The organism is Stenotrophomonas sp. T8, assembly GCF_051853085.1.
Lineage (GTDB): Bacteria > Pseudomonadota > Gammaproteobacteria > Xanthomonadales > Xanthomonadaceae > Stenotrophomonas > Stenotrophomonas sepilia.
The window spans coordinates 1,056,556-1,069,328 of the sequence record NZ_CP195329.1; the positions used below are offsets into that span (position 1 = coordinate 1,056,556).

The window sequence follows — 12,773 nt, forward strand, 5'->3', positions numbered from 1 at the left end:
CTGCCTCCAGTGGATCAGCCCTTGGCGCCGGCACACATGACCTCGGCCGACGCGACGACTTCGCCGTTGACCTTGGCTTCGCCGTAGTACCAGCCCATGTTGCGGATCAGGCGCTTCATCTGCACGTCCAGCATCAGCACGTCACCGGGCACGACCTGCTTGTTGAAGCGGGCGTTTTCCACCTTGACCATGTAGAACAGCTTGGACTGCGCATCGCGGCCGAGCGTGAGCTGGGTCATGACACCGCCAGCCTGCGCCAGCGCTTCGATGATCAGCACCCCGGGCATGATCGGGCGGCCCGGGAAGTGGCCCTGGAAGAACGGCTCGTTGATGCTCACGTTCTTCTGCGCCAGGATCCGCTTGGCCTCGACGTCGAGTTCGAGCACCCGGTCCACCAGCAGGAACGGGTAGCGATGTGGAAGCAGTTCCTGGATCTGGCAGACGTCGATCGGAAGCTGCAGCGAATCGTTCATTCTTTCTCCTTGCCAGCAGCCAGAACGCGGCGAGCCAATGCGTCCAGCTGCTTGAAGCGCGCGGCGTTCTTGCGCCACGTGCGGTTGTCGGTCAATGGGGTGCCGGACGAGTACTCGCCCGGCTCATGGATCGAGTTGCGGACCACCGACTTGCCGGTGATCACGACCTTGTCGCAGATCTCGAGGTGGCCGACCACGCCAACGTGGCCGCCGAGCAGGCAGTAGCGGCCGATCTTGGCGCTGCCGGCGATGCCGGTGCAGCCGGCAATGGCCGAGTGCGCGCCGATCTGCACGTTGTGGGCAATCTGCACCAGGTTGTCCAGGCGAACGTCCTCGGCAAGGACGGTGTCTTCCAGCGCGCCACGATCAACACAGGTATTGGCGCCGATCTCGCAGTCATCGCCGATGCGGACGCCGCCGAGCTGCGGCACCTTGATCCACTTGCCGGCGTCCATCGCCAGGCCGAAGCCATCGGCGCCGAGCACGGCACCGGGATGCACGCGCACGCGCTTGCCCAGCCTGACCCGGGTGACCAGGGTGACCCGTGCGATCAGCTCACAGCCGGAATCCAGGCTGCAGTCCTCGCCGATCACGCTGCCGGTGCCGATGATGCAGTTCTCGCCGACGACGCTGCGCGCACCCACCGAGACGAACGGGCCGATATGGGCGCTGGCCGCGACCTGGGCGCTGGGATCGATCACTGCGCTGGGATGGATGCCCGGCGGGCGGGTCGGCGCGATGTCGAACAGTGCGGCAATCTTGGCGAAGGTGGTGTACGGGTCCTTGGCGACGAGCGCGGCGCCGGGAGCGGACTCGGCGTCGTCGGCACGCAGCACCACCAGCGAGGCCTGGCTGTCGGCCAGCTGGGCGCGGTAGCGCGGGTTGGCAAGGAAGGTCAGCTGGCCAGGACCGGCATGGGCGAGGGTGGCCACGCCATGGATGGCGGTAGCGGGATCGCCATGGACCTGCAGGCCGAACTGCTCGGCGAGTTGCTGGGCGGTGTAGGTGGGAGTGTTCACGGCGGGAGTTTAACGTGTGACGCCATTTCGGTCATGCAGGGTCAAAAGCGGCGCCTGCCTGATGTCCCGGGGTGATGGCGCAGGGGGCTGCCCAGGACACGCCGTAAACCCATCCCTGGGGGCTCGATGGCGCCATTCATGGCGCCAACGGTCCTGGTCAGCCCCCTGCGCCATCACCAGATGATTTCACGCGAGCGCGGGAAGTAACGGCGGCGAGCAAGTAAAACGAAAACGCCGGGCAATGCCCGGCGCTTCGCGCCCCGTCTGGTGGAGAGCCCCCCTTTGTTAAGGGGGGCGCGCCCCTGGGAATCGCAGGAGCGATTCCCAACGTTGCTATGCAACGGCCCGAAGGGCGCATGCCATGGATGGCATGCGTAGCGGCGCGGGAATAGGTGAATGCGGGGGGCAATTCACCGGAGGTGGGTCAGTTCTGAGGAACAGAGTTCCTCAGAACTGGCCACCGAACGTGAATTGCAGCCGCTCGATCTTGTCGCCGTCTTCCTTCTTCAGCGGGAAGGCATAGCTGATCGAGATCGGGCCGACCGGGGCGCGCCACAGCAGGGCGACACCGGTCGACACGCGCAGCTCGTTGGCCTTGAAGTTGTCCACGCCGGTATACACGTTGCCGAAGTCGACGAAGGCCGAGACACGCGCCGACGGGCTGTCGAACAGGCGCGGGAAGTAGGCTTCGACCGAACCGACGGTTTTCAGCGAGCCACCCAGCGGCTGGCCATCCGGATAGCCGTCCGTGGCCTCGCGCGGGCCCAGGGTGTTGTCCTCGAAGCCGCGCACCGAGTTGGTACCACCGGCATAGAAGTTCTCGTAGAACGGCAGCCCGCTGGCAGTGACCGAGCGCAGGTTGCCATCCTTGTCCGGCACCATCGCGGTCTTGTCCTTGCCGTAGCTGTCACCGTAGCCGATTTCGGCACGAGTGTTGATCACCAGCGACGGCATGATCGGCCAGTACTTGCTGATCTGGTAGTTCAGCTTGTAGTACTCGATGGTCGAGCCCGGCAGCGTGGTTTCCAGGCCGACGCGCTGGTAGGTGCCGCGGGTCGGCATGAAGTAGTCGTTGCGCGAGTCGCGTGCCCAGCCCAGCTCGGTGCGCCAGGCATGGAAGGTCTTGCTGCCGAGCACGTTGATGTAGTCGATGATCGACTGCGGGGTGGAGCCCTGGTAGGTGGTGATCTGGTTGCTGTCGATGCCGAACATCAGCGAGACGGTGTCGGTCTCGGTCAGCGGCACGCCGAACACCACCTGCGCGGCACCGTTGGTGCTGTTGTACTGCGCGGTGTTGAAGTCGGAGTAATCCAGTTCGCGCCAGGACAGGTTGTAGCCCAGCGACACGCCGTCATCGGTGAAGTACGGATTGGTGTAGCTGAAGCCGTAGCGCTGCAGGTAGCTGCTGCGCGAGGCTTCGACCGACACGCGGTTGCCGCCGCCGAGGAAGTTGTTCTGCGACAGCTGCACCGACGTGGTCATGCCGTAGGACTGCGAGTAGCCCAGGCCGAACACGAAGCTGCCCGAGGTGGTTTCCTTGACGTTGTAGACGACGTCGACCTGGTCGTTGCTGCCGCTGACGGCCGGGGTCTCCACTTCCACCGATTCGAAGTAGCCCAGGCGCTGCAGGCGGATCTTGGAGCGGTCGATCGCGGCCTGCGAGTACCAGCTGTTCTCGAACTGGCGCATTTCGCGACGCATCACTTCATCGGACGTGCGGGTGTTGCCGCGGAACAGGATGCGGCGCACCGACACGCGCGGGCCGGGCACGACCTGCATGTTGATGGCCACGGTCTGCTCGGCGCGGTTGGTGGTCGGGATCGGATTCACCTTGGCGAACGCGTAGCCGATGTTGGACAGCGAATTGGTGATGGTGTCCGAGCTGAATTCCAGCAGGGCACGCGAGAACGTGTCGCCGGACTTCTGGATCACCATGCGCTCGACGTCCTCCTGCGGGAGGATGGTGTCGCCGCTGACCTTGATCTCGGAGATCTTGTACTGCGCGCCCTCGGTCACGCCCGCGGTCAGGAACATGTCGCGCTTGTCGGGGCTGATCGAGACCTGGGTGGAATCGATGCTGAAATCGACGTAGCCGCGATCCAGGTACCAGGAATTGAGCTTTTCCAGGTCGCCGGACAGCTTTTCCTTGGAGTACTGGTCGTCACGGCGGTACCACGACGCCCAGTTGTGCTCCTTGGACTCCCAGGTCTCCAGGATGTCCTTGCTCTCGAACTTTTCGGTGCCCACCAGGTTGACGTGGCGGATCTTGGCGGCCTTGCCTTCCTTGATGGCGATGGCGATGTCCACGCGGTTGCGGTCCAGCGGGCTCACCGTCGGGGTGATGTCGACGTTGTACTTGCCACGGTCGTTGTACTGGCGGCGCAGTTCCTGGGTCACGCGGTCCAGGCTCAGGCGATCGAAGGTGCCGCCCTCGGTCAGGCCGATGTCGGACAGGCCCTTGAGCAGCTGGTCGGACTTGATGTCCTTGTTGCCGGTCACGGTCAGTTTGTTGATCGCCGGGCGTTCCTTGACGGTCACCACCAGGATCGTGCCCTGGCGGTCCAGCTGCACGTCTTCGAAGAAGCCGGTCTTGTACAGGGCGCGGATCGTCTCGCCGACCTTGTTGTCGGTGATCGTCTCGCCGCGTTCCACCGGCAGGTAGGTGAACACCGTGCCCGAGCTGATGCGCTGCAGGCCATCGACGCGGATGTCGCTGACAGTGAAGGGCTCGGCTGCCTGGGCCAGGGCGGGAGCGCCGGTGACGGCGGCGAGGGCGAGGGCCAGCAGGCGGCGATTGGGGAGTCGCGTCATGTCACGTCCGGTAGGAAGGTCGATTTCATTGGTGCGGGATGCCGACGCTGTAGACGGCAACAACGTGGAAAAGTTCATCGCGGGACCAGGCCGAGGATGTCGTTGTAGAACGCCAACCCCATCAGCCCGGCCAGCAACGCCAGGCCGATGTATTGGCCGGCGGCGATGGCACGCTCGCTCAGCGGGCTGCCCTTGACCAACTCGATAAGGTAATACAGCAGGTGGCCGCCGTCCAAGATCGGGATCGGCAGCAGGTTGATGATGCACAGGCTGAGCGACAGCAGGGCAAGGAACTGCAGGAACCAGTCGAGGCCGCGCTTGGCCGAGACATTGGCCACGCGGGCGATGGTGACCGGCCCGGAAACGTTCTGCAGCGAGGCCTTGCCGGTCACGATGCGACCCATCATGCCCAGCGAGTCGGCGGCCAGGCGGCCGGTCTCGCGCACCGCCACGGTCACCGCATCCAGCGGGCCATAGCGCAGCAGGGTGTCATAGGCGGGGCTGTAGCTGGTGGGGAAGCCGACGCCGATCTGCCAGACCGGATTGCCCTTGCCGTCCTTGCCCTGGCGCGGGGTGACTTCCAGCGCCAGGCGCTCGCCGCCACGCAGGACCTCGATCATTCCCGGCCCGCCGGCACGGCCCAGGGCCTGGATCTCGCCGATCACCTGGTCGACGCTGTCGATGCGCTGGCCGTCGATGGCCACGATCAGGTCGCCTGGCTGCAGTTGCCCTGCCACCACGGAGTCCGCAGTCAGCGACTCCACTTGCGCCGGCTGCAGCCACGACTGCCAGTGCAGGCCAGCCAGGATCGGCACCCGCCGCTCATCGAAACCCGCCGGCAGCTGCGACAGCGGCAGGGTGCGCGTGCGTACCTGGTCGGCCGTATCCAGCACTTCCAGCTTCACGTCGCGGCGGTCCATCGCGGCTGCGGTCAGCGCCATGCTGGCCTCGCCGAGGGTGACCACCTGGCGGTCGTCCACGCGCAGCACGCGGTCGCCGCTGGCCAGGCCGGCACTGGCGGCGATGCCGCTGACACGGCCGATGGTGGGCGAGTAATCCTGCTTGCCGATCACGAACATCGCCCACAGCAGCAGGATGCACAGCAGCAGATTGGCGATCGGGCCGGCGGCAACGATCGCGATGCGCTGCCAGACGGTCTTGTGGTTGAAGGCCTGGCCGCGCTCGTGCGGGTGCACTTCGACCTCGCGTTCGTCGAGGAACTTCACGTAACCGCCCAGCGGGATGGCGGCGATGGCGAACTCGGTGCCGTGCCGGTCGCGGCGCGACCACAGCGGCCGGCCGAAGCCGACCGAGAAACGCAGGATCTTGACCCCGCACAGGCGCCCGACCCAGTAGTGCCCGAACTCGTGAAAGGTGACCAGCAGCCCGAGGCTGACGATCATCCACCAGACCGATCCGATGAAGTCAGTCATGCAGGCTCACAGTGGTGGGCAAGGGCGGCGGCGTCATGCTGGGCGAGGCGGTCGTTCAGGCGGCGTCGATGGCGTTCAGGGTGAGCTGGCGTGCCCGCTGGTCGGCGGACAACAGGACCTCCAGTGTATCGGCTGGCTGGGTCGGCAGTGTTGAAAGAGCGTTAGCAACCAGCTCCGGGATCGTCAGGAAACCGATCCGGCCCTGAAGAAACGCTGAAACCGCCTCTTCATTGGCAGCGTTCAGCACCGCCGGCGCGGTGCCGCCGGCCTGCATCGCCTGCCAGGCCAGCGCCAGGCAGGGGAAGGCGTCGGTATCCGGGGCCTCGAAATCCAGGCGGCCCTGGGCCAGCAGGTCCAGCCCGGCCACGCCCGATTCGATGCGCTGCGGCCAGCCCAAGCCAACGGCGAGGGTGGTGCGCATGTCCGGCAGGCCCATCTGGGCCAGGGTCGAGCCATCGACGAACTCGACCAGCGAATGGACCAGGCTCTGCGGGTGCACCAGCACCTCGATGCGCTCGCCGGGCACGCCGAACAGGTGGTGGGCCTCGATGACTTCCAGGCCCTTGTTCATCAACGTCGCCGAATCGACCGAGATCTTCGGCCCCATCGACCACTTGGGGTGGGCAACTGCTTGGGCGGGGGTGACCTGGGCCAGTTCGGCGCGACTGCGGCCACGGAACGGGCCGCCGGAGGCGGTCAGCAGGATCCGGCGCACGCCGGCGCCGTCGACACTGGCATCGCGCGAGCGCAGGCACTGGAAGATCGCGCTGTGCTCGCTGTCGATCGGGATGATTTCGGCACCGGCACGTTCGGCCGTCCGGGTCAGCAGTTCGCCGGCCAGCACCAGCGATTCCTTGTTGGCCAGCAGGATGCGCTTGCCGGCGGCGGCGGCAGCCAGGGTCGAGGACAGGCCGGCCGCGCCGACGATGGCCGCGACCACGGTATCGCAGGCATCGCTGGCGGCCAGCTGGTCCAGCGCGGCCTGGCCGGCATGGGCCTCGGTGGTGAGTCCGGCCTCGCGCAGGCCGTCACGCAGCTCGGCGAACAGCGATGCGTCGGCGATCACCGCGTGCGCGGGTCTGTGCTGGCGGCACAGCGCCAGCAGCGCCTGCACCTGGCGGCCGGCAGCGAGCACCGTGGCCTGGTAGCGGTGCGGGTGGCGGGCGATCACGTCCAGCGTGGAGGTGCCGATCGAGCCGGTAGCGCCGAACACGGCGACCCGGCGCAGGTCTGCAGCAGCATTCATGGTCAGAACCCGAAGATTTCCTTGCCCAGCGCGAACACCGGCACGGCGGCGAGGACGCCGTCGACCCGGTCGAGCACGCCACCGTGGCCCGGGATCAGGTGGCCCGAGTCCTTGGCGCCGGCATGGCGCTTGATCAGGCTCTCGAACAGGTCGCCCAGGACCGAGGCGAACACCGCCACCACCGCGGTGATCAACAGGCCGGGCAGGTGTGCGGCATCGATGCCAGCCAGCCAGCCCAGGCCGAGGGCCACGGCGACACCGGCCAGCAGGCCGCCGAACAGGCCTTCCCAGGTCTTGTTGGGGCTGATCCGCGGCGCCAGCTTGTGCTTGCCGAAATGGCGGCCAGCGAAATAGGCGCCCGAGTCGGCCGCCCACACCAGCGCCAGCGCAGCCAGCAGCCACAGGTGGCCCTGCTGGCCCGGCGGATCGCCGCCGGCATGGATCAGCACCAGCGCGGCCCACGCCGGCACGATGGCCAGGGTACCGGCCAGCATCTTCAGGATCCGCGAGGGTGCCGACGGCTGCGCGCCGAAGTTGAAGAAGCGCAACCAGACCAGCGCGGCCAGCCACCAGGCAACGCCGGCCAGCGTGGTTATCTGGAACAGGACCAGGGTGCTGCCATCGGCCCAGACCAGCAGCACCATCAGCAGCAGGTTCAGCACCAGCAGCACGGTGCGCGCCAGGGTGTCTTCGATACCGGCCAGCTTCAGCCATTCCCACAGGCCGATCAGCAGCACGGCGGCGGCGGCGGCGGCCAGCCATTGCGTGGGCAGCAGCAGGATCGCCGCAATGGCTAACGGCGCCATGATCAGCGCGGCAAGGACTCGGGTCTTGGTCATGGGCTGGAAGTCTCGGTGGCCAGTGCGGCAATCTGGGCGCTGGTCAGGCCGAAACGACGCTCGCGACCGGCATAGGCGTCGAGCGCCTGCTGCAGCTGCCCGGCGTCGAAGTCCGGCCACAGGGCCTCGGTGAACCACAGTTCGGTATAGGCGAGCTGCCACAGCAGGAAGTTGCTGATGCGGGTGTCGCCGCCGGTGCGGATGAACAGGTCCGGCGGCGGCAGGTCGGCCAGGGCCACCTGGCTGCCCAGCAGCGATTCATCGATCTGCTCGGGCAGAAGGCGACCGGCCGCCACTTCGACGGCCAGGGCGCGCGCGGCGCGGGCGATGTCCTGGCGGCCACCGTAGCTGGCGGCGATCGACAGGGTCAGGGTGGTGTTGTCGGCGGTGCGCTGCTCGGCCAGCTGCATGCGGCTGACCAGCCCGGCGCCGAAGCGCTCGCGTTCGCCGATGAAGCGCACGCGCACGCCACGCCGGTGCAGCTCGTCCACTTCGCGGTCGAGTGCACCGAGGAACAGCTTCATCAGCGCGTCCACTTCCTCCTGCGGCCGGCCCCAGTTCTCGCTGGAGAAGGCGAACAGGGTCAGTGCCGGGATGCCCAGTTCAAGGCAGCGCTCGATGGTGCGGTTGACCGCGCGCGCGCCGGCACGGTGGCCGATCACGCGGGGGCGACGGCGCTGCTGTGCCCAACGCCCATTGCCATCCATGATGATGGCAATGTGGCGGGGCAGGGAGGCAGGCAACGGAGGCGGGACTGAAGGCATCGACTTCAGACCGACAGCAGTTCTTTTTCCTTGTCGGCAACGACCTTGTCGACGTCCTTGATGTTGGCGTCGGTCAGCTTCTGGATGTCGTCTTCGCCGCGCTTCTTCTCGTCTTCGCTGATCGCCTTGTCCTTGACCAGCTTGGCGATTTCCTTGTTCGCGTCCTGACGGATGTTGCGGATCGCGATCTTGGCGCCTTCCCCTTCCTTCTGCACCTGCTTGACCAGCTCCTTGCGGCGCTCTTCGGTCGGCGGCGGCATGTTGATGCGGATCGCAGTGCCCAGCGTGTTCGGAGTGAACTCGGCGTTGTAGAGACCCTTTTCGATCTCCTTGATCATGCCTTTGTCGAACGGGGTGACCAGCAGCGAGTGCGCGTCGGCGTTGGAGATCGACGCGACCTGGTTCAGCGGGGTGCTGGCGTTGCCATAGGCGCTGACCGTCACGCGGTCCAGCAGGGCCGGGGTGGCGCGGCCGGTCCGGATGGAGGTGAGGGTGTGCTTCAGAGCGTCAATGCTCTTGGCCATGCGCGTCTGCGCGTTGTTCTTGATGTCGTTGAGCATCGCCCGGTCCTGGATGTATCTGGAATCGGGCGATTATAGGCGAATACGGGACGCTGCCGGGCCTGAATCGGCCCGGTTGTCGCTTTGCGCTCAGGGTCAGGCCGGGTCGCGGCCCTGGACCAGGGTGCCGATGTTCGCGCCGTTGAGGATCTTCAGCAGTTCGCCCGGCTGGCCCATGTCGAACACGCGCATCGGCAGGTCGCTGTCGCGGGCCAGAGCGAAGGCCGCCGTGTCCATCACTTCCAGGCCGCGGCGGATCACTTCGTCGTAGCTCAGGCTGTCGAAGCGGACCGCATCGCTGTGCTTGTTCGGGTCCTTGTCGTACACGCCATCGACCTTGGTGGCCTTCAGCAGCAGGTCGGCGCCGATCTCGATCGCGCGCAGGGCGGCGCCGGAGTCGGTGGTGAAGAACGGGCTGCCGACGCCGGCAGCGAAGATCACCAGGCGGCCCTTTTCCAGGTGGCGGATGGCGCGGCGGCGGATGTAGTCCTCGCACACGTCGTTGATCTTGATCGCGCTCATCACCCGGGCCTTGGCACCCAGCTTCTCGAGGGCGTCCTGCATGGCCAGGGCGTTGATGACGGTGGCCAGCATGCCCATCTGGTCGCCGGTTACGCGGTCCATGCCGCCGGCGGCCAGACCGGCGCCGCGGAAGATGTTGCCACCTCCGATCACCAGCGCGACCTCGGCACCGGCCTGCTGGGCTTCGATGACCTCACGGGCGAGGCGATTGATGATCTTCGGGTCGATGCCGTAGTCCTCGTCTCCCATCAGCGCCTCCCCGGACAGTTTCAGAAGGATGCGGCGATAGGCGAGCTTGGACATGGGGACCTCGGGTGCGTGGAAATCGCGGGCGATTCTACGCGCATGCGGCGTTGTGCCAAAGTGTTTTGTGCACTGCGGCGCAGAATCCGGTGGTTCGCCCGATCAGCCGGGGCGTCCCGTTCAGCCCAGTTCGGCGCTGGCCGTGGCCGACAGCTCGTCATGGCCCAGCGCACCCGGCGAGCGGGCGATCACCCGGTTGCGGCCCAGGTTCTTGGAGCGGTACAGCACGTCGTCGGCGGCGCGCAGCAGGTCCTGGACGTCGGCGAAGCGCTCGTAGCCGCCCTGGGTGGCCACGCCGGCGGAGAAGGTGACGAACAGCGGACCACCCTCCAGCTCGGCCATCGGCGTGGCGACGATGTTGGCCAGCACCCGGCGGATCACGTCCAGGGCCACGCTTTCGCTGGTGTTGGGCAGCAGCGCGACGAACTCCTCGCCGCCGAAGCGGGCCACGGTGTCGCTGTTGCGCAACTGGCCCTGCAGCTTGCCGGCGAAGGCGCGCAGCACCTCGTCGCCGGTCAGGTGGCCGTGGGCGTCGTTGATCTTCTTGAAGTCGTCCAGGTCGATGAAGGCCACCGACAGTGGCCAGCCCTGGCGGCCGGCACGCAGGAATTCCTGCTCCAGCACCGCTTCCAGCTGGCGGCGGTTGAGCACGCCTGTTAATGCATCACGATGGGCCTGGTCGGCCAGGCGCTTGGCGCGCGCCTCGAATTCGTCGGCACGGCGGCGTGCCTGGTCGGCATCCTGCAGTTCGCGCAGGTTGCGCAGCGTGGCCAGTTCCTGCGCGTGATCGATCAGCTCGCGCACCCGCGCCGGCGAATTGAGGCCGGCATCGAACAGGCTGGCGATGTCGGGCAGGGCCTCGCTGATGCGGGCCAGCACCTGGTCGAAGCGCGCGCTGTCCAGCTCCAAGCGGTCGTGCACCTGCTGCAGGGCGCGCTCGCGCGCGGCATCGGCATCGTTATCCAGCCAGATGTCGGCCACTGCGCCGGACAGTTGCACGCAGGCCTGGAATGGCGATTCGGCGGCGTCCTCGTCCTCGCTGTGGCTGATGCTCTCCACCAGGTAACGTGGCAGGCCCCATTGCTCGGCCACCCAGGCGCCGACGTCGGCGTGGCTGCAGCCCAGCGCCTCGCGCTCGCGGGAAACCAGGTCGATGTTGTCGCGTGCCTCGCGCAGCAGTGGCAGGTAGCGCTCCGACTCGGCCTGGGCCAGGCACAGCACGCCCAGGTCCTGCAGCAGTCCGGCCAGCATCAGCTCCTCCAGCCGGCGCAGGCCGCGCGCCTGGCCCAGCTGGCTGGCGGCCAGGGCACTGAGGATGCTGCGCTTCCACGCGCGCTGGCGCAGGTCATGATCGGCGCCACCGCCGGTCAGGCCCTGGGTGACGGTGAAGCCGAGGGCGAGGCTGATCGTGGCGTTCAGGCCCAGCATGGTCAGCGCCTGGCCGAGGTTCTCGATGCGGCGGCGGCTGGCATACAGCGGCGAATTGGCGATGCGCAGCATGCGAGCGCTCAGCGCCATGTCGATGGCGATGATGTCGGCGGCGGTGGCGATGTCCGCTTCCGGGTCCTGAGCCAGTTCGATGATGCGCAGGGCAATACCGGGTGGCGAAGGCAGGTTGCGGCAGAGCGCCAGGGCAGCTGTCAGCTCGGGAGGCATGTCGGGTCGTTCAATTCCATTGGGACAAGAATACCTAGGAATGCATCACAGTCCGCGATTTTCGTTCCTGCTAAGTGACTGAGGATTCCCTGCGACTGAGTATCGGCTTGATTCGAGCGCAACGCAAAGGTGCCGGTTGTGCGCACCAACGGTGCGCACCCACCGATGGGCCATGGGTTAATCCCTGGGCCCATGCATAAAAAAAGAGCCGCGGTTTCCCGCGGCTCCTTCTGGTCGCTTCACAGCCGGAGGGCTGGAATCAGACCTGCATCGCCTTGGCAACTTCGGCGGCGTAGTCTTCCACCACCTTTTCGATGCCTTCGCCGACGATCAGCAGCTTGAAACCTGCCACGTCCGCACCAGCGGCCTTGACCACCTGCTCGACGGTGGTGTCGCCCAGCACGTAGGTCTGGCCGTACAGGGTCACGTCGCTGACGATCTTGTTGATCTTGCCGCTGATGATCTTTTCCAGGATGTCGGCCGGCTTGGCCTTGTCCTTCTCGGTCATCTTGGCCAGCTCGATTTCCTTTTCCTTTTCGACGAACTCGGCCGGAACGTCCGCAGCCTTGTTGTGCGGCGGCTTCAGCGCGGCCACGTGCATCGCCAGGCCACGGGCCAGCTCGACGTCGCCGCCGATCAGGTCGACCAGCACGCCAACCTTGCCGTTGGTGTGGACGTAGGCACCGATGTTGCCGGTGGTGTCGACCTTGACCATGCGGCGGATCTGGATGTTCTCGCCCAGGGTCTGCACGGCGGTGGCGCGGGCTTCTTCAACGGTGCGGCCGTCGGCCAGCGTGGCGGCCTTCACGGCTTCGACGTCATTGGCGCCCGATGCCAGGGCAGCGGCGGCGACGGCGTTGACGAAGGACTTGAAGTTGTCATCGTTGGCGACGAAGTCGGTTTCCGAGTTGACTTCGACCAGCACGGCCTTGCCGCCGTCCTGGGCCAGGCCCAGACGGCCTTCGGCGGCCACGCGGTCAGCCTTCTTGTCGGCCTTGGCAGCGCCGGACTTGCGCATGGCTTCAGCAGCGGCGTTGATGTCGCCGTTGGCTTCGGTAAGCGCCTTCTTGCATTCCATCATGCCGGCGCCGGTGCGCTCGCGCAGTTCCTTGACCAGGGAAGCAGTGATTTCCACGGGATTACCTCA

The 12,773-nt window shown here is 66.6% G+C and carries 11 protein-coding genes; all 11 read right to left on the reverse strand.

What is annotated here, in order from left to right; all coding sequences use genetic code 11:
• Positions 1–14: 14 nt before the first annotated feature.
• The gene (gene fabZ / locus ACSDHM_RS04950; protein WP_005415845.1) at positions 15–473 is read right to left on the reverse strand and encodes a 3-hydroxyacyl-ACP dehydratase FabZ; all 459 of its coding nucleotides are present in this window, start codon (positions 471–473) and stop codon (positions 15–17) included.
• The gene (lpxD, locus tag ACSDHM_RS04955; protein ID WP_252745321.1) at positions 470–1,492 is read right to left on the reverse strand and encodes a UDP-3-O-(3-hydroxymyristoyl)glucosamine N-acyltransferase; all 1,023 of its coding nucleotides are present in this window, start codon (positions 1,490–1,492) and stop codon (positions 470–472) included. The genes fabZ and lpxD overlap by 4 nt, the downstream gene beginning before the upstream one ends.
• Before the next feature lie 447 nt (positions 1,493–1,939).
• Positions 1,940–4,303: an outer membrane protein assembly factor BamA gene (gene bamA / locus ACSDHM_RS04960; protein ID WP_188241143.1), complete on the reverse strand. Its 2,364-nt coding sequence runs from the start codon at positions 4,301–4,303 to the stop codon at positions 1,940–1,942.
• A 74-nt stretch (positions 4,304–4,377) separates the two neighbouring features.
• Positions 4,378–5,736, reverse strand: a complete 1,359-nt coding sequence (gene rseP / locus ACSDHM_RS04965; protein ID WP_061480177.1) for an RIP metalloprotease RseP — start codon at positions 5,734–5,736, stop codon at positions 4,378–4,380.
• Positions 5,737–5,791: 55 nt separating this feature from the next.
• A complete protein-coding gene (locus ACSDHM_RS04970) occupies positions 5,792–6,982 on the reverse strand; it encodes a 1-deoxy-D-xylulose-5-phosphate reductoisomerase (RefSeq protein WP_439426707.1) in 1,191 nt (396 codons plus the stop codon).
• A 2-nt stretch (positions 6,983–6,984) separates the two neighbouring features.
• Positions 6,985–7,821, reverse strand: a complete 837-nt coding sequence (locus tag ACSDHM_RS04975) for a phosphatidate cytidylyltransferase (RefSeq protein ID WP_061480179.1) — start codon at positions 7,819–7,821, stop codon at positions 6,985–6,987.
• Positions 7,818–8,585: a polyprenyl diphosphate synthase gene (gene uppS, locus ACSDHM_RS04980; protein ID WP_049412139.1), complete on the reverse strand. Its 768-nt coding sequence runs from the start codon at positions 8,583–8,585 to the stop codon at positions 7,818–7,820. Before uppS ends, ACSDHM_RS04975 begins: the two co-directional genes overlap by 4 nt.
• Positions 8,586–8,590: 5 nt before the next feature.
• The gene (frr, locus tag ACSDHM_RS04985; RefSeq protein ID WP_005415853.1) at positions 8,591–9,145 is read right to left on the reverse strand and encodes a ribosome recycling factor; all 555 of its coding nucleotides are present in this window, start codon (positions 9,143–9,145) and stop codon (positions 8,591–8,593) included.
• A gap of 96 nt (positions 9,146–9,241) precedes the next feature.
• Positions 9,242–9,970, reverse strand: a complete 729-nt coding sequence (gene pyrH / locus ACSDHM_RS04990; protein WP_005415854.1) for a UMP kinase — start codon at positions 9,968–9,970, stop codon at positions 9,242–9,244.
• A gap of 120 nt (positions 9,971–10,090) precedes the next feature.
• A complete protein-coding gene (locus tag ACSDHM_RS04995) occupies positions 10,091–11,626 on the reverse strand; it encodes a GGDEF domain-containing protein (protein WP_005415855.1) in 1,536 nt (511 codons plus the stop codon).
• Between the two features lie 259 nt (positions 11,627–11,885).
• Positions 11,886–12,761 (reverse strand): translation elongation factor Ts, encoded by an 876-nt coding sequence (gene tsf / locus ACSDHM_RS05000; RefSeq protein WP_053463562.1) that lies wholly within the window; start codon positions 12,759–12,761, stop codon positions 11,886–11,888.
• Between the last annotated feature and the right edge of the window lie 12 nt (positions 12,762–12,773).

Excerpts from the sequence above, each read along its gene's own strand:
- bamA (WP_188241143.1), bottom strand. The coding sequence starts at position 4,303 with ATGACGCGACTCCCCAATCGCCGCCTGCTGGCCCTCGCCCTCGCCGCC.
- pyrH (WP_005415854.1), bottom strand. The coding sequence starts at position 9,970 with ATGTCCAAGCTCGCCTATCGCCGCATCCTTCTGAAACTGTCCGGGGAG.
- rseP (WP_061480177.1), bottom strand. The coding sequence starts at position 5,736 with ATGACTGACTTCATCGGATCGGTCTGGTGGATGATCGTCAGCCTCGGG.
- ACSDHM_RS04995 (WP_005415855.1), bottom strand. The coding sequence starts at position 11,626 with ATGCCTCCCGAGCTGACAGCTGCCCTGGCGCTCTGCCGCAACCTGCCT.
- ACSDHM_RS04970 (WP_439426707.1), bottom strand. The coding sequence starts at position 6,982 with ATGAATGCTGCTGCAGACCTGCGCCGGGTCGCCGTGTTCGGCGCTACC.
- frr (WP_005415853.1), bottom strand. The coding sequence starts at position 9,145 with ATGCTCAACGACATCAAGAACAACGCGCAGACGCGCATGGCCAAGAGC.
- fabZ (WP_005415845.1), bottom strand. The coding sequence starts at position 473 with ATGAACGATTCGCTGCAGCTTCCGATCGACGTCTGCCAGATCCAGGAA.
- uppS (WP_049412139.1), bottom strand. The coding sequence starts at position 8,585 with ATGCCTTCAGTCCCGCCTCCGTTGCCTGCCTCCCTGCCCCGCCACATT.
- ACSDHM_RS04975 (WP_061480179.1), bottom strand. The coding sequence starts at position 7,821 with ATGACCAAGACCCGAGTCCTTGCCGCGCTGATCATGGCGCCGTTAGCC.